The sequence below is a fragment of the Streptomyces sp. NPDC001157 genome, from assembly GCF_053598255.1.
In genome coordinates, this window is record NZ_JBSFJW010000002.1 from 40,447 (window position 1) to 62,373 (window position 21,927).

Annotated in this window: 18 protein-coding genes; 15 read left to right on the forward strand and 3 right to left on the reverse strand. The window is 71.3% G+C overall.

Annotation, left to right across the window (positions count from 1 at the left end):
* Positions 1–508: 508 nt before the first annotated feature.
* From ACWDAG_RS03890 to ACWDAG_RS03905, 4 genes are all read left to right on the forward strand, one after another.
* Positions 509–1,276, forward strand: a complete 768-nt coding sequence (locus ACWDAG_RS03890; RefSeq protein WP_450693988.1) for a hypothetical protein — start codon at positions 509–511, stop codon at positions 1,274–1,276.
* A 503-nt stretch (positions 1,277–1,779) separates the two neighbouring features.
* A complete protein-coding gene (locus tag ACWDAG_RS03895; protein ID WP_450693989.1) occupies positions 1,780–2,577 on the forward strand; it encodes a hypothetical protein in 798 nt (265 codons plus the stop codon).
* A 353-nt stretch (positions 2,578–2,930) separates the two neighbouring features.
* A complete protein-coding gene (locus tag ACWDAG_RS03900; RefSeq protein ID WP_450693990.1) occupies positions 2,931–3,677 on the forward strand; it encodes an MBL fold metallo-hydrolase in 747 nt (248 codons plus the stop codon).
* 41 nt (positions 3,678–3,718) lie between these two features.
* Positions 3,719–4,954: a DUF4032 domain-containing protein gene (locus ACWDAG_RS03905; protein WP_450693991.1), complete on the forward strand. Its 1,236-nt coding sequence runs from the start codon at positions 3,719–3,721 to the stop codon at positions 4,952–4,954.
* Position 4,955: 1 nt separating this feature from the next.
* Here the strand turns inward: ACWDAG_RS03905 and ACWDAG_RS03910 are convergent, their stop codons facing one another.
* Entirely contained in the window at positions 4,956–5,828 is an 873-nt protein-coding gene (locus ACWDAG_RS03910; protein WP_450693992.1) for a universal stress protein, read from the reverse strand.
* A gap of 60 nt (positions 5,829–5,888) precedes the next feature.
* Between ACWDAG_RS03910 and ACWDAG_RS03915 the strand changes: the two genes are divergently transcribed.
* The 5 genes from ACWDAG_RS03915 (at position 5,889) to ACWDAG_RS03935 (ending at position 12,895) form a co-directional block, all read left to right on the forward strand.
* Positions 5,889–6,242 carry a VOC family protein gene (locus ACWDAG_RS03915; protein WP_450693993.1) on the forward strand — a complete coding sequence of 118 codons (354 nt, stop codon included), beginning with the start codon at positions 5,889–5,891 and terminating at the stop codon, positions 6,240–6,242.
* Positions 6,243–6,370: 128 nt separating this feature from the next.
* Entirely contained in the window at positions 6,371–8,047 is a 1,677-nt protein-coding gene (locus ACWDAG_RS03920) for an FAD-dependent oxidoreductase (protein ID WP_450693994.1), read from the forward strand.
* Positions 8,044–9,501, forward strand: a complete 1,458-nt coding sequence (locus ACWDAG_RS03925; protein WP_450693995.1) for an ATP-binding protein — start codon at positions 8,044–8,046, stop codon at positions 9,499–9,501. Before ACWDAG_RS03920 ends, ACWDAG_RS03925 begins: the two co-directional genes overlap by 4 nt.
* Complete coding sequence (locus ACWDAG_RS03930) at positions 9,498–9,851, forward strand: UBP-type zinc finger domain-containing protein (RefSeq protein ID WP_450693996.1); 354 nt, start codon at positions 9,498–9,500, stop codon at positions 9,849–9,851. Before ACWDAG_RS03925 ends, ACWDAG_RS03930 begins: the two co-directional genes overlap by 4 nt.
* 83 nt (positions 9,852–9,934) lie before the next feature.
* Positions 9,935–12,895, forward strand: coding sequence for a helix-turn-helix transcriptional regulator (locus ACWDAG_RS03935; protein WP_450694380.1), 2,961 nt, complete (start codon positions 9,935–9,937; stop codon positions 12,893–12,895).
* A gap of 2 nt (positions 12,896–12,897) precedes the next feature.
* Here the strand turns inward: ACWDAG_RS03935 and ACWDAG_RS03940 are convergent, their stop codons facing one another.
* Both ACWDAG_RS03940 and ACWDAG_RS03945 read right to left on the reverse strand, forming a co-directional pair.
* Positions 12,898–14,145, reverse strand: a complete 1,248-nt coding sequence (locus ACWDAG_RS03940) for an SGNH/GDSL hydrolase family protein (RefSeq protein ID WP_450694381.1) — start codon at positions 14,143–14,145, stop codon at positions 12,898–12,900.
* 245 nt (positions 14,146–14,390) lie between these two features.
* On the reverse strand, positions 14,391–14,861 hold the full coding sequence (locus ACWDAG_RS03945) for a M4 family metallopeptidase (protein WP_450693997.1): 471 nt from the start codon (positions 14,859–14,861) through the stop codon (positions 14,391–14,393).
* A gap of 247 nt (positions 14,862–15,108) precedes the next feature.
* Here ACWDAG_RS03945 and ACWDAG_RS03950 point away from each other — a divergent pair, with 247 nt between their 5' ends.
* The 6 genes from ACWDAG_RS03950 (at position 15,109) to ACWDAG_RS03975 (ending at position 21,831) form a co-directional block, all read left to right on the forward strand.
* Entirely contained in the window at positions 15,109–16,317 is a 1,209-nt protein-coding gene (locus ACWDAG_RS03950; protein WP_450693998.1) for a serine hydrolase domain-containing protein, read from the forward strand.
* An 82-nt stretch (positions 16,318–16,399) separates the two neighbouring features.
* Positions 16,400–17,788, forward strand: coding sequence for a CAP domain-containing protein (locus tag ACWDAG_RS03955; protein WP_450694382.1), 1,389 nt, complete (start codon positions 16,400–16,402; stop codon positions 17,786–17,788).
* Between the two features lie 64 nt (positions 17,789–17,852).
* On the forward strand, positions 17,853–18,530 hold the full coding sequence (locus ACWDAG_RS03960; protein WP_450693999.1) for an AIM24 family protein: 678 nt from the start codon (positions 17,853–17,855) through the stop codon (positions 18,528–18,530).
* Between the two features lie 176 nt (positions 18,531–18,706).
* Positions 18,707–19,747, forward strand: a complete 1,041-nt coding sequence (locus tag ACWDAG_RS03965; RefSeq protein WP_450694000.1) for a tetratricopeptide repeat protein — start codon at positions 18,707–18,709, stop codon at positions 19,745–19,747.
* Positions 19,744–20,781, forward strand: a complete 1,038-nt coding sequence (locus ACWDAG_RS03970; RefSeq protein WP_450694001.1) for a polyprenyl synthetase family protein — start codon at positions 19,744–19,746, stop codon at positions 20,779–20,781. The genes ACWDAG_RS03965 and ACWDAG_RS03970 overlap by 4 nt, the downstream gene beginning before the upstream one ends.
* 90 nt (positions 20,782–20,871) lie before the next feature.
* Positions 20,872–21,831 carry a threonine/serine dehydratase gene (locus tag ACWDAG_RS03975; RefSeq protein ID WP_450694002.1) on the forward strand — a complete coding sequence of 320 codons (960 nt, stop codon included), beginning with the start codon at positions 20,872–20,874 and terminating at the stop codon, positions 21,829–21,831.
* Positions 21,832–21,927 lie beyond the last annotated feature (96 nt).

The following is a 21,927-nucleotide window of genomic DNA, read 5'->3' on the forward strand; positions in this document are numbered from 1 at the left end:
AGGCGGCCGCTTCGGCTGCACGCAGGGGGCTGCCTCCGGCGGACGGTGCCGGAGGCAGCCCTTCCGCCGCGCGCGGCACCGTGAAGCACATGGCGCCCGCCCCGGCACCTTCCGCCCCATCCACCCGGGCCAGTAGCGGTTCCGTGAAGGCCAGGTGGAGGGCGCGGTCTGATATTCGAAGCGCTTCGACGACGAAGTGATTCAACAGCGATGCGCCAGCGATGTCCGACAGTGAAAGAAATGTGCTTTCCTGCGCAGAGCCTTGCCGTTCAGACATCCCATCATTATCGTCCACTGACGCAAGCGCTTCGACACTTCTCTCCTGCGTCTGGGATTCGCCCAGGGCCGGCCATCGAGCCGATCAGTCGGCCAACTGCGCAAGCACCTCGGACGGGCTGAGTCGCGCCGTCCCCAGCCCGGACTCGCCGGCGAGCGACACCTCGCGGCGCCAGAGTCCGCCACCAGACCGGGGGGTCGGAACAACCCATCGCCGTCCTTGGAGGGACACATGAGATGGCAAACGCTTAAATCCGTCAGCAGCAAGTCGGTCGGGTTCGGTCGGCTGGCCCTGATGGCCGCCGTGATAGCCGGGTTCCTGAGCATCGCGTCTCCCGCGCAGGCCGCGGTCTACTCCACCTGCGACCGGTGGGGTCAGTACACCCAGGGCACCTGGACGATCTACAACGACGTCTGGGGCGAGAACAACGGCCCGCAGTGCCTGACCGTCGACAGCATCAAGTCCTGGTACGTCGATGCCAACCACTCCGGCGGCGGGATCAAGTCCTACCCGAATATCGGGGTCCGGCCCCAGACGCCGCTGTCGCAGTTGAACTCGGCCGGCTTCTGGTACAACACGTCGTCGGCTCCCGTCACCGGCAGTGACCACTGGAACTGGACGAGCGACATCTGGTCGTCCGGCAACCAGGACGAGATCATGGTCTTCACCAGCTGGGCCTCAGGGCAGGCAGGCGGCTGGGGAAGGCAGGTCGCGTCCGACGTGACCATCGGCGGCGTCCGGTACGCGTCGGTGTGGCAGGCCGATCCCGGCTGGAACGTCCTGCAGCTGATCCCGGCCCAGCAGAGCAACACCGGTACCATCGACGCCTCGGCGGTCTGGCGATGGGCCGCGTCGCAGAACCTCCTGCGCAACACCACCTTCGACACCATGCAGTACGGCCTTGAGATCACCTCGACCAACGGCGTACAGAAGCGGTACTCGCTGAACGCCTACAGCGCGTGGTGGAACAACACCTCCGGCGGCGGATCAAGCATCTAGTCGCAATACGCGATACGCGCGACGGGACGGTGCACTCCGTCCGCGCACAGAGACGAATGCCGGAGCAATTCCCAAACGCATTCCTTTCCGCCGGGCCCGAACCACAAATCCCGGCGGAAAGGCATGTGGAGTCTTCGCATTCGGGCCAGCACATCCACCATTTCGGTGGTGAAGATCGCCCGCCCCTCGACCCAGGCGGTTCCCGGGTTCCGCCGCACTCGTCAGGACCTGCGATCCACGGGGCGTGCGCGACGCAGGCCATGTGCACGATCAGACGGACGACCGCCCACAGCGCCAACGCCGCGCCGGTGCTTGCGGCACCCACCAGCACCCGCCGACCCACGCCTGCCCACCCTCACCCCCTGCTCTCGGTGAAACCGCCGGCTTGGCGGTGCACGCGTTCCAATGTATGGATTGTTCAACGATCCTTCAATAGGATGATTCAACATCCAGCCGTCTGCTTCGCGGACGCGGAACGGTAACCAACCGGAGGGCTGCAGGAGATGAGCAGGCGTCAGTACGAAGAGGTCGACGACCTCGGGGAGATCCTGTTCTGCGACGACCCGGGGCTGCTGCTCGGGGGCATCCTGATGGGGTTGGAGACCGCGGAAGGCACCGTCACCCTCGGTCACGCACGTCACATGCCCGCTGCCCTCTTCGAGTTCAGGCGTGCCGCGCACGTGGGCCGCTATGGCATCCAGTACATGGTGCCGTACGCCGCCTCGCTCGACGAAGTACCCAAGGAACCGCAGATCGAAGGCGCCATCCTGTTCGGCATGCAGCGCCTACCGCCTGAATTCTCCGACGAGCGCCTGCCCGATCCGCCGCGATCCGACGATGACGGCGACAGCCTCGACGAGAGGCGGCCCACCATATTCGACGAGCTGCGCATGCCTGAACCACCGCGACGCGACCCCGACGAGGTCTACTTCGGCATGAAACGCAGGCCGCCCGGCTACGCCGACCTGCGCTCGGTCCCCGGATGGGAACTGCACGAGATACCCGATGGCCGGCCAGGACCGTGGCAGAGCCTCGAAGACGCCTACTCCAGGCTGGAACTGCGGACGCCCGACGGTGAGATCTACTCCCGGACCTGGGTCCCGTACGAGCCCGAGTGGGAGACCGCCGCCCTGCGTCACGGATATGTCGTGTGCCTGTGCGGCGTGGAGCTGGGGGTCCGCGCACCGTACGGAATGACCGCCGCGCAGTACACCCCGGGCATGCGCCACCAACGCTTCCGCAGCGGATGCGCAGTGGGCCTCACCGTCGGCGGGCTCGTCGCGTACGTCGGTCACCGCTGACGCGCAACACCGAGCCCGGCACGCATCGAGTACGGGCTGGGCCGCGACGCAGGTTCGAACGGGACCTGCGGAGCGGACCCAGCCCGGATTGCCCAGTGGCCCACGAACCGCTGCCGAAGCCATGGGCCGGCGGCGCAGTCCGACAGCAGCAGAAGGCCGCCGACTCCGCGTGGGCCCGAATTTCGCGGCACCCCGCTGCAATCACAGCCGAATCTTGCTTCTGGTGCGCCGACGCCCTGCCACGACGGTCTCCCCCTGAACCCGCAGATTGGCGCGGACCTGCCGCTTCCGGTGCGGGACGGGTCTGCTTTGCTGGTGCTGTTCGGGCAGGGACCTCACCACGCGGGGAAATCATGCAGGCAGACGTGCGGCAAGTCGCCGACGGCATTCACCTGGTGCACGGCAGCAACACCAACTGGGTGATCCTCACCGAGGGCGACGAGATGACTCTGGTGGACACCGGCTACCTAGGAGACCGGGAGCAACTGCTCGCGTCCCTGGCGGCGGTGGGCGGTGCACCGGAGGCGGTCGCCGCGGTGCTGATCACCCACGCGCACAACGACCATCTGGGCTCCGCCGAGTATCTGCGCTGCACCTACGGCACGCCCGTGTATCTCCACGAGGCCGAAGTGCCGCACGCACGCCGGGAGTTCCTGCAGCAGGTGACCGTCGGGCAGATCGTGATGAACAGCTGGCGGCCCGGTGTGCTGCCCTGGTCGGTGCACGCCCTTCGCTCCGGCGGCACGGCCCATGTGCCGGTCGCCGCCCCGGAGCCGTTCCCGGCGGCGGGCCCGCTGGACCTGCCGGGCCGCCCAGTGCCGGTGCACACGCCCGGCCACACCGATGGCCACGCGGCCTTCCATCTGCCCGAGGCCGGGGTGCTGATCTCGGGCGACGCCCTGGCCAGCGCCCACCCCACCTCGCGGATCCAGGGGCCGCAGCTGCTGCCCGACATGTTCCACCACGAGCGGGCCCGTGCCGTGGCCTCACTGGACGTCCTGGCCGCGCTGGACGGCGAGCTGCTGCTGCCCGGGCACGGCCCCGTGCACCGCGGTCCACTGCGTGAAGCGGCACTTCAGGCCAAGGAGCGTGCCCTCTAAGGTGAGGTGACGATCACCCGCGAGGCAAGGACACACACGCCATGGCACTGCAGATCAGCGCGACGAACCCGGAGCACCCCGCGCTCCTGCTCGCCCTGCCCTGGCACCTGCCCCTGGAGGAATGGCCCGACGAATACCTCGTCCCGCTGCCGCGCGGCATATCCCGCCACGTCGTGCGCTACGCCCGCGCCGGCGACGAGGTGATCGCTGTCAAGGAACTCGCCGAACGGCCCGCGCTGCGCGAGTACGAGCTGCTGCGCGACCTGGACCGGCTCGGCATCCCCGCGGTGGATCCGCTGGCCGTGGTCACCGGACGCGCCGACCAGGAGGGCGAGCCGCTGGAACCGGTGCTGATCACCCGGCATCTGCGCGGCTCACAGCCGTACCGTTCGATGTTCGAGACGACGATGCGTCCGGCCACCATGCACCGTCTCATGGACGCGCTGGCCGTGCTGCTCGTGCGCCTGCACCTCGCCGGATTCGCGTGGGGCGACTGCTCGCTGTCCAACACCCTCTTCCGGCGCGACGCGGGCGCCTACGCCGCCTACCTCGTGGACGCCGAGACAGGCGATCTGCACCCCCAGCTCAGCGACGGGCAGCGCGAGTACGACCTCGACCTCGCCCGCGTGAACATCAGCGGCGAGCTGCTGGACCTGGAGGCCTCGGGGGCGCTGCACCCGTCCGTCGACCCGGTCGAGTTCGGCATGGAGATCTGTGCCCGCTACGGGGACCTCTGGCAGGAGCTCACCCGCACGTCCGTGTACCCGGCGGGCAAGTACCACTACATCGAGCGCCGCATCCGCCGCCTCAACGACCTCGGTTTCGACGTGGCCGAGATGCAGATCCAGCACTCCTCGAACGGGGACACGGTCACCTTCGTGCCCAAGGTCGTCGACGCCGGCCACCACCAGCGCCAGCTGCTGCGTCTGACCGGCCTGGACGCGGAGGAGAACCAGGCGCGGCGGCTGCTGAACGACCTGGAGAGCTGGATGGCCACCCAGGACGACTACGCGCCCGGCGACCCCCTCGCGGCCCGCCCCGAGGTGCTGGCCCACCGCTGGGTACGGGACGTCTTCCGGCCCACCGTCCGCGCCGTGCCCCTCGAACTGCGCGGCGCGATGGATCCGGCGGAGATCTACCACGAGCTGCTCGAGCACCGTTGGTACCTGTCCGAGCGTGCACAGCACGACATCGGGCTGAACACGGCGGTCGAGGACTACATCGAGAACGTGCTGCCCAAGGCGCGCGAGACCCTGGAGCCGGTCACGCCGGAGTGACTCAGGCGTGCGGGACCACCGCCACCGGGCAGTCCGCGTGGTGCAGGACGCCGTGCGCGACCGAGCCGATGCGCGCGCCGACCGCCGTGCGGTGCGCGCGCCGGCCGACGACCATCAGCTGGGCCCGTGCGGCCACCGACAGGAGCACCTGACCCGCGCTGCCCATCTCCAGGTGCTCGATCACGCGCACGTCGGGGAAGCGTTCCCGCCAGGGCTGCAGTGCGGCGGCCAGTGCCTTCGACTCGAACGGTTCCAGGCCGCCGGCCTCGTCGAGGAGGTGCATCGAGCCCGGGCTGTACGCGAACACCGGCGGCAGCGTCCAGGCCCGCACCGCACGTACGGTGGCGCCGCGGGCGGCCGCCGTCTCGAAGGCGAACCGCAGTGTGTCGGCGCTGTCGTCCGGCTGGCCCTGCTGGCCGACGACGACCTCACGACCGGCGGCCTCGGCCGCCGGCTGGTCGCCCGCGCGGACGAGCACCACCGGCCGCGTCGCTTCGGCGATCACCTGCTGGCCGACGGAGCCGAGCAGGAAGCCCACGACGGGACCGTGCCCGCGTGAGCCGAGCACCAGCATCTCGGACTCCGCGGCCGCATCGAGCAGCGTGTCGACCGTCTCCCCCGCCACCACGTCCGTGGCGACGTCGAGGTCCGGATGGCGCGCGGTGACACCCCGCACGGCCTCGGCCAGCGCGTCCCGCACCCATCCGGCCTGTGTGTCCGGGTCCGCCGCGTCGATCGCCTCGTACGGCTGGAAGCGCCAGGCCTGCAGCACGCGCAGCGCCAGCCCCCGGCGGACCGCCTCCCGGGCTGCCCAGTGCAGTGCCGCGATGCTCTCCTCGGTTCCGTCGACACCTGCGGTGATCGGGCGGGTCATGCGACTGCCTCCTGTCTCGTCGTCAGGTCGATCGGACCCAGTCTTCACTACGCTCCTGCCATGGCCTTGGAATGGGAGCAAGTGAACGTCGACGCGGCCGACGCCGTCGCGCTGGGGCAGTGGTGGGCCGAGGCGCTCGGCTGGGTCGTGGTCAACGACGCAGCCGACGAGTACGAGATCCGCCCCGAGAAGGACCGCCTGCCGGGACTGATCTTCGCCCCGGTGCCGGAGGGCAAGACCATCAAGAACCGCCTCCACCTGGACTTCCGCCCCGACGACCAGGACGCCGAGGTGGCCCGGCTACTGGCGCTGGGAGCGCGGCACGCTGACGTCGGACAGGGTGAGCAGCCGTGGGTGGTGCTGACCGATCCCGAGGGGAACGAGTTCTGCGTGCTCTCGTCGAGGCGCCGCTGAGCGGAGGCCCGCCGTATACCGGAGCGAAGCAGGACGATCGAACATACGATGGGCGGGAGCCGGCGTGGTGGCTGCCTTTGCGACAGGGCTCGCCGGCCGCCGGTCCGACCACTCGGGGTGGGAGACGTATGGCACAGGCGTCCGACGCAGCGCGGACCGTCATCATGACCGTGGACGACGATCCGGGAGTCTCCCGTGCCGTCGCCCGTGACCTGCGGCGGCGCTACGGCGAGTCGTACCGGATCGTGCGTGCGGAGTCCGGCGAGTCCGCGCTGGATGCGCTGCGGGAGCTGAAGCTGCGCGGCGACCTGGTGGCCGTGATCCTGGCCGACTACCGCATGCCGCAGATGAACGGCATCGAGTTCCTGGAGCAGGCCCTGGATGTGTATCCGGGTGCCCGGCGGGTGCTGCTGACCGCGTACGCGGACACCAGCGCGGCCATCGACGCGATCAACGTCGTCGACCTGGACCACTATCTCCTCAAGCCCTGGGACCCGCCCGAGGAGAAGCTCTACCCCGTCCTGGACGACCTGCTGGAGGCGTGGCGCTGCAGCGACTTCCGGCCGGTGCCCAGCACCAAGGTGGTCGGGCACCGCTGGTCGGCGCGTTCCTCGGACGTACGGGAGTTCCTGGCCCGCAACCAGGTGCCGTACCGCTGGTACTCGGCGGACGAGCCCGAGGGGAAGCGGCTGCTGGCGGCGGCGGGGCAGGACGGGCAGCGGCTGCCGCTCGTGATCACCCCCGACGGGACACCCCTGGTCGAGCCGGAGGCGCCCGAGCTGGCCGCCCGGGTGGGGCTGGCGACGACGCCGGCGGCGGACTTCTACGACCTCGTCGTCATCGGCGGCGGGCCCGCCGGGCTCGGGGCCGCGGTGTACGGGGCTTCGGAGGGGCTGCGGACCGTGCTGGTGGAGCGGTCGGCGACCGGTGGGCAGGCGGGTCAGAGCTCACGGATCGAGAACTACCTGGGCTTCCCGGACGGCGTGTCCGGGGCGCAGCTCACCGACCGGGCCCGGCGGCAGGCGGCGAAGTTCGGCGCCGAGATCCTCACCGCGCGCCAGGTGACGGGACTCGAGGTCAACGGGGCCGCGCGGACCGTGCGGTTCTCCGACGGCTCGGCGGTCGCCGCGCACAGCGTGATCCTGGCGACCGGCGTGTCCTACCGGCAGCTCGACGCGCCGGGCTGCACCGACCTGACCGGCTGCGGGGTGTTCTACGGCTCGGCGCTGACCGAGGCGGCCTCCTGCCAGGGCCACGACGTGTACATCGTCGGCGGCGCCAACTCGGCCGGGCAGGCGGCGATGTACCTGTCCCGGGGCGCCAAGTCGGTGACGCTGCTGGTGCGCGGGGCGGACCTGTCGGCGTCGATGTCGTACTACCTGATCCAGCAGATCAACGAGGCGCCCAACATCTCGGTGCGCGCCCGCACGGTCGTCGAGTCCGCGCACGGCTCCGGCCGGCTGGAACAGCTCACCCTGCGCGACACGGAGACCGGCGAAACCGAACTCGTCGACGCCCAGTGGATGTTCGTGTTCATCGGCGCGGCCCCGCTGACCGACTGGCTGGACGGCACAGTGCTGCGCGACGAGCACGGGTTCATCCTGGCCGGGCCCGACCTGACCCCGGACGGGCGGCCGCCGGCGGACTGGGAGCTGGACCGGCCGCCGTACCACCTGGAGACCAACATTCCCGGCGTGTTCGTGGCGGGCGACGCCCGCGCCGAGTCCGCGAAACGGGTCGCGTCCGCCGTCGGAGAGGGAGCCATGGCCGTGATGCTCGTCCACCGGTATCTGGAGCAGTCGTGAGCGGGCAGGTGATGCCCTGCAGCCCGCAGGAGATCGGTTCGCTGTTCTTGTTCGAGAAGCTCACCCCGCAGCAGTTGGGGCGGCTGTGCAGCGAGGGGCGGGTGGAGCGGTTCGAGGCGGGTCCCGTGTACACCGAGGGCGAGCCCGCCACCTGCTTCTTCGTGATGATCGAGGGCACCGTCGTGCTGTCCCGGCGGGTCGGCGGTGACGACGTCGAGGTGACCCGCACCTCTCAGCCCGGTGTGTACTCGGGGGCCATGCAGGCGTACATCGGGGACCGGGTCCGTCAGGTCTACAACAACTCGATGCGCGTCACGGAGCCGACCCGGTTCTTCGTGCTGCCCGCCGACACGTTCGCGGCCATCATGCAGGAGTGGTTCCCTATGGCCGTGCACCTGCTGGAGGGGCTGTTCTTCGGTTCGAAGAGCACCCAGCGGGCCATCGGGCAGCGGGAACGGCTGCTGGCACTGGGCTCGTTGTCCGCCGGCCTGACCCATGAGCTCAACAATCCGGCGGCGGCGGCCGTGCGGGCCACCGCGACGCTGCGCGAGCGGGTCGCGAAGATGCGGCACAAGCTGGGTGTCATCTCCGCGGGTCCGTATCCGCGCGAGGCGCTGGCGAACCTCATCGAGGTCCAGGAGCGCACCGCCGAACTCGTCGCCAAGGCGCCGACGTTGAGCCCGCTGGAGGCCGCGGACCGGGAGGACGCCCTCACCGACTGGTTCGACGACCACGGCATCCCGGACGGCTGGCGGCTCGCGCCCACGTTCGTGCAGGCCGGTCTGGACATCGACTGGCTGGACCAGGTCGCGGCGGACGTGGATCCGGAGATCCTGCCCGGGGCGATCGGCTGGCTCAACTACACGGTCGAGACCGAGCTGTTGATGGACGAGATCGAGGACTCCACGACACGTATCTCGCACCTGGTCGACGCGGCCAAGCAGTACTCGCAGCTCGACCGGGCCCCGTACCAGAACGCCGATGTCCACGAACTCCTCGACAGCACGCTGCTGATGCTGTCGGGCAAGATCGGCTCGCGGATCGAGGTCGTCAAGGACTACGACCGCACCCTGCCGAAGATCCCGGCCTACCCGGCGGAGCTCAACCAGGTGTGGACCAACCTGATCGACAACGCGGTCCACGCCATCAACAGCGTCGGCGGGGAAGGCACGTTGACGGTGCGGACGGCGCTCGCTCACGACCGGCTGCTGGTGGAGTTCCGCGACACCGGGCCCGGCGTGCCGCAGGAGATCCGCGGCCGCATCTTCGACCCGTTCTTCACCACCAAGCCGGTGGGCGAGGGCACCGGGCTGGGTCTGGACATCTCCTGGCGGATCGTCGTCAACAAGCACCACGGCACCCTCCAGGTGGAGTCCGAACCGGGGGACACCCGCTTCCAGGTCCTGCTGCCCCTGACCGCGACGGACGTCGACACACCGGAGGAGCCCGCATGACCAGTGCCGACGGAATCGACCCCGGCGTCCCGCCGAGCGGCAACGGGTGCGTCGAGTGCGACGCGGCCGGCGGCTGGTGGTTCCATCTGCGGCGCTGCGCACAGTGCGGGCACATCGGCTGTTGCGACGACTCGCCCGCCAAGCACGCCACCGCCCACTACCGGGACACCGGCCACCCGGTGATCCGCAGCTTCGAGCCGGGCGAGGGCTGGTTCTGGGACTTCGACACCAACCAGCTGTACGAGTCCGGGCCCGACCTCGCTCCCCCGGTGAGCCACCCCGCGGACCAGCCGGCGCCGGGCCCTGCCGGGCGGGTGCCGGAGGATTGGGCTCGGCAGCTGCGGTCCTGATCGCCTGATGGGGCCATGGCGGCGCCCCCTGTCTCAGAAGCACTGTCAGTGGCGCGTGCCAGGATGGATCCGTGCCGCAGACCATGTTCACCACACCGCTCATCGGGCGGGACGAGGAGATCGCCCGGCTGGCCGGGGTGCTGGAGCGTGCCCGGGGCGGGGAGGCCCGGGCCGTGCTGATCGCCGGGGATGCCGGGGTGGGCAAGACCCGGTTGCTGGACGAGGTCGCGGGGCGGGCCGCCCGGGCCGGGATGACGGTCCTCACCGGTCACTGCGTCGACCTCGGTGACGTCGGGCTGCCGTATCTGCCGTTCACCGAGGTGCTGGGCGTGCTCGCGGCCGACGAGCGGTTCGCGGACGCGCTGGCCCGGCACCCGGTGGTGGACCGACTGCTGGGCGGGGACGCGGCACGGGATGATCCCTTCACGCGTTCAGACAGTGGCGGAGGGCGGCTGCGGCTGTTCGAGGGCATGGCGGGGCTGCTGGCCGACCTGTCGGAGATCGCTCCGCTGCTGCTGGTCCTGGAGGACCTGCACTGGGCCGACCAGTCCTCCCGGGACCTGCTGCGCTTCCTGCTGAGCCGCGGCATCCTGCAGCGACCGGCCGGTGGTGCGCCCACGCACCGGCTGGCGGTGCTCGCCTCCTACCGGGCGGACGATCTGCACCGCCGCCACCCCCTGCGCCCGCTCCTGGCCGAGCTGGTACGGCTGCCCGCCGTGGAGCGGCTGGAGCTGCGCCCCATGGCGGATGCCGAGGTGACCCGGCTGGTGCGCGCGCTGCAGGAGCGCCCGCTGCCGGAGGCCACGGTCCGCGGGATCGTCGAGCGCGCCGAGGGCAACGCCTTCTACGCGGAGGAACTGCTCGCGGCCACGGACACGGAGGCGGGCGGCGTGCCCAGCGGCCTGGCCGACGTCCTCCTCATCCGCATCGAGCAGCTGTCCGACACCGCCCAGCAGGTGCTGCGCACCGCCGCCGTCGCCGGGCGGCGCGTGGAGCACGACCTGCTGCGCGAGGCGGTCGGGCTGCCCGAGGACGAGCTGGAGGCGGCGCTGCGCGAGGCCATCGGCCGCCAGCTCCTGGTCCCCGGTGACGGCGACACCTACGCCTTCCGGCACGCCCTGGCCCGGGAGGCGGTCTACGCCGATCTGCTGCCCGGCGAACGGGCCCGGCTGCACGGCGCGTTCGCCCGGCTGCTCGCCGGACGCGGGCACCCCGCCGAGAGCGCCGCCGAGCGCGCCCACCACTACCGCGAGAGCCATGATTTGGCCGAGGCGCTCGCCGCCTCCCTGGAAGCGGCCGGGCACGCCGACCGCGTGGGCGCGCCCGCCGAGGAGCTGCGGCACCTGGAGAGCGCCCTCGACCTGTGGGCGTCGGTGGACCCGGCGGCCCGGCCCGAGGGCGAGGGCATCGACCAGGTGACGCTCACCCTGCGCGCCTCGGCGGCGGCCGCGCACGCCGGTGAGTCGCACCGGGCGGTGTCCCTCACCCGGGCCGCGCTCGCCGGCATCGGCCAGGACACCAACTCCGAACTCGCCGCCCGGGTCCGGTACACACTGGCCGGCAATCTGATGGGCGTCGACAGTCTGACTGCCGCATTCGCCTACAGCAGCGAGGCGCTCGCCATGATCCCCGCCGAGCCGCCGACCCGGACCTGGGTGTGGGCGGCGGCCACACATGTCATGGCAGCCCGCCACATCGGGGAGGACGAGACGGCGCTGCGGGTCGCCCAACAGGCCCTGGGCGTGGCCGAGCAGCTGGGGGTCGCGGATGCGCAGGCCGACCTGCTCATCTCGCTGGCGATCCTGCAGGGCGGCGGCCGGCGCACCGTCGAGGGCCGTGAGCGGCTGAAGGAGGCCCGGGAGCTCGCCCGCCGGGCGGGGAACGCGCCGGTGGAGATGCGCGCCCTGTTCAACCTGGCCGTCGGCTGCTTCGAGGCGGGTGACCTCGAGGGCTGTCTGCCGTGGGTGACCGAGGGCCTGGACCGCGCCCGCCGTGCCGGGCTGCTGTCGTCGCTGTATCCGCTCGAGATGCGCTATCTGCATCTGCTGGTGCTGTACACGCTGGGCCGCTGGGACGAGTGCCTACGTGCCGCGGCGGTCGACGCGGCCGTGCTGCCCTCGGCGGGCGGCTATGCGATGGGGCCCGCCCTGTATGTGGCGCTGGCCAGAGGCGACCTGGGCGCCGTCGAGCGGGCGCGGGTGCTGCTGGAGGGGCCCTTCGACTGGATGGCGACGCTGGTTGCGGGCATCGCGCTGACCGAGGCGGCCGTGCTGCGCGGCGAGCCGGAGGCGGCGGTGGAGCGGACCCGGGCGACGGTCGACGCGCTGACCGACGAGTCGGGCCGCCGCCCCAGCGCCACGGTGCGGTTCGCGGCGCTCGCCCTGACCGCGGTCGCCGACGCCGCCGTGGAGCTGCGCTCGTCCGGCGGCGAGTGGCACCGCTGGAAGGACACCGCGGACGAACTGGTCGAGCTCGCCCGGCAGACCGCCCTGCACGGCGAGGACGGCACCCCGCAGGGGCCAGAAGGGATGGCCTGGCTGGCCCGCGCCGAGGCTGAGTGGCTGCGGACGGTGTCCGGGCCTGACGCGGCGGCCTGGGAGAAGGCGGTGACCGCGTTCGGCTTCGGGGACGTGTACGAGCGGGTCCGCTGCCAAGTGCGGTTCGCCGAGGCCCTGTTGGCGGCCGAGCGGCGCGAGGAGGCGGCCGTGCAGGCCCGCGAGGCGCGAGCGGTGGCCGAGCAGCTCGGCGCGGCGCCCCTGCTGGAGCGGATCGACGGTCTGATACGCCGCGGCCGTCTGGCCACCGCCCCGTCCCAGGGGGAGCGCCCCTCGCCGCTGACCGCCCGGGAGCAGGACGTGCTGGGGCTGCTCGCCCGCGGCCGCAGCAACCGGCAGATCGGCGAAGAGCTGTTCATCACCGGCAAGACAGCCAGCGTCCACGTCTCCAACATCCTGGCCAAGCTGGGTGCTTCGAGCCGTACGGAGGCGGTGGCGATCGCCTACCGGCAGGGACTGATCGCACCGGAGCCGACGGCCTCGGGCTGATCTCAGCCGCCGGGGTGCCGGGCGGCGCAGTCGAGGCTCGTCAGGTCGACGGCGTCGGCCAGGGCCTGCATGCCCTTGTCGTTGGGGTGCAGATGGTCGCCGCCGTCGAAGTCGGGACGGATGCGCTCGGGGTCGTAGGGGCTGCGAAGGACACGATCGAAGTCGGTGACGGCGTCGAACTCGCCGCTGCCGCGGATGAATTGGTTCACTTCCCCCCGTACCTTCTCGTCGGCCGGATCCCATTCCGGCCAGCCCTTGAACGGGGCGACGGTCGCGCCGACGACGCACTTCCCGGCCGCGTGCACCCGCTCGGCGATCATGCGGTAGCCGGCGATCAGGTCCTGGGCGGTGGCTCCGGGACGGGCCTTGATGTCGTTGACGCCCTCGAAGAGGAAGACCGTGCGGAGGCCCGGCTGGGAGAGGACGTCGCGCTGCAGACGCTTCAGGGCGCTCTGGCCGCCGCCGTCCGCGAGGACCTGGTTGCCGGAGATCCCTTCGTTCGCCACGCCCTTGACGTGGATGCCGGCGGACCACAGTCGGCGGGCGAGGTAGTCGGGCCAGCGGCGGTCGAGGTCGGTGGTGGACTGCCGGCCGTCGGTGATGGAGTCTCCGAGGGCCACGACCGCTGCGGTACCGGCGGGCGGGCGCACGGAGACGGCGTCCAGGTAGAACCAGGAGCCGATCGTCTGCGTCCAGTGGGCGGCGCTCTCCTCGGCGGTGTGGTCGCCCTCGCTCGTGTAGGACGTCTGCAGGGCCATCCAGTGACCGGTGGCGGGTCCGGCCGCATCCGGTGAGTGGATGCTGACCACGAGCTCGGTCGCGGCGGGGAGTCGGCCGGGCAGGGGGTCGCTGAGGGCGGCGGTGCCCGCGGGCACGGTGACGGAACGGGCGCCGCCGAAGGTCAGCCGGTGGTTGCTGCCGGGGACCAGTCGGGCGCCCTCCTGCCGCAGACCGGCGTAGACGCTGTCGAAGGTCACCGGCCGGTCCCCGAAGGCGTTGGAGAGCCGGATCCGCAGATCGCTTCCGCCCGTGCTGGTGTGGACGACGAGCCGGTAGCCACGGTCGGCGACCGAGTCGTCCATGCGCTCGGCGCTCGCACCCCAGGTGACGACCTCACGGCGGTCCGCGGGCGCTCCCACCACGGTGAGCGGGGCCTGGTCGCCGGTTGCGCGCACCGGGGCGGCCTGGATGGCACCGGCCAGCAGCAGGAGGGCGCCGAGTCGGCCGGCTCGGGCGAAGCGGGCCTTCACCGGGCGATGTCCTTCGGAGTGACGGAGCCACTCGCCGAGGGTGTCGGGGGACATCCACTCCTCCAGCCGGACGGGCTTCGGGCTCACCTGCGGGAGATACAGCTGTTTGCGGGGACTGGAAACGGTAGCCGGTCTTGCATTGTCGCACTTGAGTTCGGCCGCCGCAGTGCAGTGCCGACCGGACAGTGCCCGGTCCGGGCACCCCGCCTGACAGGGGTGCCCGGACCGGTGTCGTCGTACCGCTGTCAGCGGCGTGCGGCCGAGGTGTTGGCCGGGGTGACGTTCACGGCGGCCCAGGTCTGGTCCACCGTGTTGTACTCGGCGCTGTTCGCCCCGTACAGGTCCTTGGCCGCCTTCAGCGTCGCGTTGCGCGCGTCGTGGGGGTACGTCAACTGCCTGGTGAGGTGGACGGCGAGGTCGCCGCCGAGAACCTGCATGCCCTGGTGTGCCCGGGTGAACCGGGCATGCCGGGCGCCCTCGGGGTCGATCATGACGTCCTCGGCCTGCAGTTCGTCGCCCTGGGACACGCCGGTCGCCGAGGAGTGGGCGAAGGCGGCGGCGCGGGCGGCGGACACCACGGACGCGGCCGAGGTGCCGGCGGTGGCAGCGGCGTGACTCGTCCCCGTGGTGGTGCCGAAGGCGGTGCCGGCCAGGCCCGTGGCGGCCGTCGTCACGGCGACGGCAACCGCCACGCTGGGTATGTGCGGTCTACGCACTGATGAGGGTTCCTTCCTTGCAAGGCGGCCGGGATCACCAACTGCCTTGACGCATGAGGCCGTTGAGCGCCATGGGGGCTGGTCGGACCCCGGCAAGAAACCCTTTTGGACGAGTCATGTCCATGCAAAGACTAAAATATCGCTTTCCGTGCGATATATGGCAATGCTTTGCAAATCCACATCGCTCAGTGATCAGTGGGTGACCAACTGTGCGTCGACTGTGGAGATGTGACGACACGGAAGAAAGTTGCCTCACGTGAATGTGACTCATCTCGCATCCAAGGGCACGGTCCTGGGAACGGTCGTGCTCTCCCTGCTCGCGGTCCCCTCACACGCCACCTCCACCCTGCCGCTGCCCAGGCCCGACCTGGCCGGCCTTCAAGGCCGCCTCGTCACCGCGCTGCAGCAGGGCGCACCGGGTGCGATCGCCCGGCTCGACGACCACGGCCGGGTCGAATGGGCCGCCATGGGCGTCGCCGACCGCGGGAGCAGACGGGCGATCAGCACCGCCGACCGGTTCCGCATCGGCAGTGTCACCAAGACCTTCACGACCGTCGTGCTGTTGCAACTGGCCGACGAGGGCAAGCTGAGACTCGACGCCCCGGTCGACCGATATCTGCCGGGGCTGCTGCCGGACCGCACGATCACAGTGCGTGAGATCCTGGGCCACCGAAGCGGTCTGTACGACTACACCAACACCATGTTCGCGAAGACGGTCCCCGGCTTCCAGGAGGTCCGCAGCAAGGTCTTCACCTACCGCGAGCTCGTGAAGCGCTCGCTGTGGCACCCGCGCACCAGCGCCCCGGGCTCGTTCTCGTACTCCAACACCAACTTCGTCGTCGCCGGCATGCTCATCGAGAAGCTGACCGGTCACTCCGTAGGGACGGAGTACGAGAACCGCATCATCAAGCCGCTGAAACTGCGCGACACCTTCTACGTGCACCCCGGCACGCAGATCCCCGGCCGCCATGCCAGGGGCTATCTCACTCCGGACCAGAAGGGCGCCCCCCTGGTGGACGCCACCGAGCAGACGATGTCCTGGGCGCAGAGCTCGGGCGCGCTCATCTCCACCACACAGGATCTGAACACCTTCCTCTCCGCACTGCTCGGCGGCCGGTTGACCTCGCCGGCGCAGCTGCGGCAGATGGAGCGCATGGTGCCGGTCAGCAGCACACAGGGGTACGGGCTGGGGCTGGGGCGCCGCGATCTGTCCTGCGGGGTCCCGGTGTACGGGCACACGGGCGTCGTCCAGGGCTACTACACGTACGCGTTCGCCACGAAGGACGGCCTGCGCAGCTTCGCGGCCGTGGCCACCACGTCCAACAACGTTGCCGTGCTCAACACGATGCTGGGCACCATGGAGTCCGCGTTCTGCGGCAAGCAGCCGAAGGTACGGCGCGCCGCTCCGCCCGTCGAGCGCCACGAGGACATCGCTCCCGCCATCGCCCGGCACTGAGCCGACGGGAACCCGGCCGCCCCGGTGGACGTTGTCCGGTGGAGCCCATCGAGGAGTGAGCGACGACACCGGGGCGGCGGGGATGAGCGAGTTGGTGCCCGGGGGCAACATGCCCCTTCCGGACGGTGCCTTGACCGTCCGAGTGCCCGGCCCCTTCGATGTGTCCGCGCTGATCACGGACGACGAAGGCAGGGTCCGCGGCGACGGCGACTTCGTGTTCTACAACCAGCCCTCCACCCCTGGCGCCCGACTCGACGGCGCCATCCTCACGGTCGACCCGCCGGGGCTGCGCCCGGGAGCCACCAGGGTCACGGTGGTCGTCAGCCCTGCCGAGGCCGGTACTCCCCTGGGCCTCCTACCCGCCCCCACACTCCACGTCTCGACTGCGGGCGGCCGCCCGCTCGCCCGCTTCGCCCCGCCACGCCCGGGCCAGGAGACGGTGCTGCTGCTCGCTGAGATCTACCGCCGGGGCGGCGGCTGGAAGCTGCGGGCTCTGGGGCAGGGCTACGCCGACGGGCTTGCCGGACTTGCGCGGGACTTCGGCGTGGATGTCCTCGACGAAGGGACCGGGACAGCACCGGCGACGACACCCGGGGCGCAGCCCGGCTCTGCGACGCGAGGAGCGCCACCGCCGGTCCCCCGGCCCCGCTCCCACTCCCCTGCCCCGGCCGCACCCGCCGCACCGCCCTCCCCCGATCCGAACGGCTTTCTCGGCCTGGTCAACTCCGCCCGTGCCGCGGCCGGTTCACCGCCCGTTGCCCTCGACGCCCGCCTCACCTCGGCGGCGCGCGCCCATGCCTGCGCCATGGCCTCGGCAGGCCGTCTCGGTGTCGAGGCCCGGGACGGCCTCTCGGTCCACCAGCGCGTCACGGCCGCCGGGTACACGTATCTCACCGTCGGCGAGCACCTGGTCTCCGGTCCGCATACGCCGGCCGAGTTCGTCCAGTACTGCCTGACCGACGAGCAGTCCGGTCGCACCCTGTGCGACCCGGCCTTTGTGCATGCCGGCCTGGCGTACATCGGCAACGGCCGGTCGGGCGACATCTACTGGACCGCGCTGTGGGCCAGGCCGCTCGGCCCGGGCGACCTGGCACGGACGGCGGCCGAGGTCGTCAGCCTCACCAACCGCGAGCGCGCCGTCGCCGGTCTGCCGCCTCTGGCCACCGACCCCGTCCTCACCACGGCGGCGCAGGCGCACAGCGCGGACATGGTGGCCCGCGCCTTCTACTCGCACACATCACCGGACGGATGCCAACCCTGGGACCGGGCCGTGGCTGCAGGTGCACAACGGCGCTCGATCGGCGAGAACATAGCCTGCGGTCAGCGCTCCCCCGCCGAGGTCGTGGACGGCTGGATGAACAGTCCCGGCCATCGCGCCAACATCCTCAAGCCCGACTTCACACACATCGGGATCGGGTTCGCGGGCGGCGGCCCGGCAGGCATGTACTGGACCCAGCTGTTCGGCGCCTGACCACCGGAAACCAACCCTCCCCGTGATCTTGGCGGAACGGAATCTTCCGGGACAGGATGCCCGCATGAAGGGTTCCCTCTTTTCCAGCGAGCACATGGTCCAGCCGGCCACCGCGCCCGGCATGACGATCGAGAACGCCAAGTGCATCAAATACGCGGTCAACGGCGAGATGCTCGCCCGCCAGGGCGCGATGGTCGCCTACCGCGGCAACCTCCAGTTCGAGCGCAAGGGCCAGGGCGTGGGCGGCATGCTCAAGCGCGCGGTCACCGGCGAGGGGCTGCCGCTGATGGCGGTGCGCGGGCAGGGCGAGGCCTGGTTCGCGCACGAGGCGCAGAACTGTTTCATCGTCGAGGTCGACCCCGGTGACGAGTTCACCGTCAACGGCCGCAACGTCCTGTGTTTCGACGCCTCGTTGTCGTACCGGATCGCGACGGTGAAGGGCGCGGGCATCGCCGGCGGCGGCCTGTTCAACAGTGTCTTCACCGGGCAGGGTCGGCTGGGCCTGGTGTGCGAGGGCAATCCGCTGGTCATCCCGGTCTCGGGGCAGTTCCCGGTGTACGTCGACACGGACGCGGTGGTCGGCTGGACCGCAGGTCTGCAGACCTCGCTGCACCGTTCGCAGTCCATCGGGTCGATGCTGCGCGGTGGCAGCGGGGAGGCCGTGCAGCTGATGCTGCAGGGCGACGGCTATGTGGTCGTACGGCCGAGCGAGGCGACGCCGCAGAAGGCCCAGCAGCACTGAGTCCCAAGGAGTGATCTGCGCCTCAGGAGCAACCTCTCCGGCGCCGACGACGTCTTGATCCCCAACAGGTGAAACGCCCTGGCCCCATGGGTCAGGGCTCATTTTCGACGGGCTATACACGCCATGTATACATAGAACGTATAGACGGGGTGTATACAGACCACCGAAAGGGATCCATGTACGGCAAGGCATTCGCCCCGGAATACCAGGGCGCCCTGACCGCCCTCTCCGTGAACTCCTCGCTGACCGACGTACTGGCCGCCGGTACACGGGAGCTGAGAGCGGCCGAGCGGGCCGGACGGCAAGGGGAGGTGGCCCGGTCCGGTCTCGCGGTGGCCGAGGCGCACCGCCGGCTGGGGCAGGTCGGGGACGCCGACCGGGCCTGGAAGGCGAGCTACCGTGCGGCCCGCGCGGCCGGGGACACGGCCGCGATGGCGTGGGCGCTGTGGAGCGGCGGCACCCTGGCCCGGCAGCGCGGCGCCTTCCCGCTCGCCTGGCGGCTGCTGGGGCTCGCGGCCGAACTCGGCGAACGCGGCGGAGACGTGGTCGTACGCGGCTACTCCCTCGCGGGCCTTGCCGAGACCGGCCGCATCCAGGGCGACTACCAGGCCGTCCGCAGGCTGCACGAGCAGCTGCTGGCGGAGGCCCGGCGGCGCGGCGAGGCGCGGCACACAGTGTGGGCGCTGGAGGGCATCGCGCAGATCCACCGCAACACGGGCGAGTACGACACCGCCTACGCCCTGTTCGAGGAGGCGGCCGAGATAGCCGCGTGCGCCGACGACCGGCGCGGCCACGCGTGGGCGCTGCGCGGGCTCGCCGACATCGTGTCCGTACGGGACGGGGACGTCGAGCGGGCGCTGACACTGCTGTCCGAGGCGGAGACGACCTGCCGGGCGATGAAGCTGTCCAGCGCGCTGGCCTACAACCACAAGATGCGCGGCAACGTCCTGTACCGGGCGGGGCGTTGGGAGGAGGCCCGGGACCTGTACGAGCAGGCTCTTGCGGAGTTCCGTGCGATGAGCGAGCCGCGCGGGCAGGCGCTGGCGCGGCTGGGGCTGACCAAGGCCCTGGCCCGGCTTGGCCGCGACCGCGCCGAGACGGCAGCCGACCTCGCCGACCTGGCGGATGAGCTGGAGCGGATAGGGCTGCGGCATGCGCGGGAGATGGTGGCGCGGGCGCAGCAGGAGTTCGGCGTGGCCGCGGAGGTCGTGCGGTGACCGCGCTTCCCACGACGCTGCGGGCACCGGCCCAGGCGCCCCGAGTACTCGAACGCTGCCGCGAGTTGGTGCGGCCGGCGCTGGTGGAGGCCGTGGGACGGACACATCCGTGGGTGGGTGAGATGGCCGCCTACTCCTTCGGCTGGTGCGAGGTGGGCGGTGCCCCGACCGGCGCGTCCGGCGGGAAGGGGGTGCGACAGGCGCTGGCCGTGCTCGCAGCCGAGGCCGCGGGCGCGGACGGGCGGGCCGGGGTACCGGCGGCGGTCGCGGTGGAGCTGGTGCACACCTTCTCTCTCCTGCACGACGACATCATGGACGGCGACGCGGCCCGGCGCCGGCGCCCCACCGTCTGGAAGGCGTACGGCACCGGGCCCGCCGTCCTCGCGGGCGACGCCCTGTTCGCGCTGGCCGTCGAGACCCTCGCCGCGGCCCCCGGCGGGCCGCAGGCGGTGCGGGTGCTGTCGGTGGCGCTGGGTGACCTGGTGCGCGGCCAGGCGGACGACCTGTTGTTCGCCACCCGCCCGTGGACGGGGCCGCAGCGGGTGCGGCCGCAGGAGTACCGGGCGATGGCCGAGCACAAGACGGGCGCCCTGCTCGGCTGCGCAGTCGCACTCGGTGCTCTGCTCGGCGGCGCGGAGCCGTCGCTGGTCGACGCTCTCGACCGGGCAGGGCGGCACCTCGGGATCGCCTTCCAGGTCGTCGACGACGTCCTGGGCATCTGGGGCGACCCCGCGGTCACCGGGAAGCCCGTGCACGGCGATCTGCGGGAACGGAAGAAGACGTTCCCGGTGCTGGCCGCACTCGACTCGGGCGACCCCGGGTCCCGCCGACTCGGCGCACTGCTGGATGCGGGCGGGGACCCGGAGGAGGCGGCCGCGCTGATCGAGACGCTGGGCGGCCGGACTGAGGCACTGGCCGAGGCGCGGGCGCACATCGCCGCGGTGGAGGCGGCCCTCGCCGACGCGGCACTTCCACCACGGCCGGTGGAGGAGCTGCGGTCCTTGCTGGAGTATCTGGTGCGGCGGGATCTCTGACACGCCAACCCGTTTGACCTACGCCGTCCGCCGCGTCAGGGTGCGAAGCGGTGCGGGTCCTCGTCTCCCGTGCCGGGAAGGGTGACTGTCTTGATCGGGATCTCCGAGGTCGAAGCCGTGGCCGAGCGCATCGCCGGGCATGTCGTGCGTACGCCGACGCTGCCGAGCCCGGGACTGGCCGACCTGCTCGGCGTCCCGGTCACCGTCAAGCTCGAACTGCTGCAGCGCACGGGTTCGTTCAAGGCGCGCGGGGCGACGGCGAAGCTGCTCTCGCTGAGTCCCGCTGAGCGGGCCGCCGGAGTCGTGGCGGTCAGCGGCGGCAACCACGGGATCGCCCTCGCGGTCATGGCCGCCGCCCTCGATGTGAAGGCCACGGTGGTCATGCCGCGCTCGGCGCCCGCCCGTTCCATCGAGATCGCTCAGGCCACGGGAGCGTCGGTGCGGCTGGCCGAGGACATGAGCGAGGCGTTCGCGCTGATGAAGCCGCTCCAGGAGGAGGGTCTGACGCTGGTCCACCCCTTCGACGACCCGGTGGTCGTCGCCGGACAGGGCACCGTCGGGCTGGAGTTCGCCGCCGACGCGGGTGAGGTCACCGACGTGCTCGTCAGCGTCGGGGGCGGCGGGCTGATCTCCGGCGTCGCGACGGCACTGCGGGAGCGGCGGCCCGAGGTGCGGATCTGGGGTGTGGAGACCGAGGGTGCGCAGGCCATGTCGGCGGCACTGGCGGCGGGCGGGCCGGTGCCGGTCACCCTGTCGTCCGTGGTGAGCACGCTCAGCGCACCGGCCGTTTCGCAACTGACCTACGACCATGTGTCCGCGCTGGTCCACGAGGTGCTCGTGGTGCCGGACCGGGAGGCGGTGCAGGGCACGCTCGACCTCGCCGACCATGCCAAGGTGTGGGCCGAACCCGCGGCGGGCTGTCTGCTGCCCGCGGCCCGCCAGGTCCTGGAGCGGGTCGGTGAGGACGCACGGCTCGGACTGGTCGTGTGCGGGGGCAATGCGACGACCAGCGATGTCATGGGGTGGGCGGAACGCTTCGGAGTGGGCTGAGTTTCCGTCGTTGGCCTGTGAATGCTCCCCTCCGAATGCCGCTCTCGAATTCCGGTCAGAGCCAGAGGACTTCCGCGAATTCAGCGAACCCCGCAT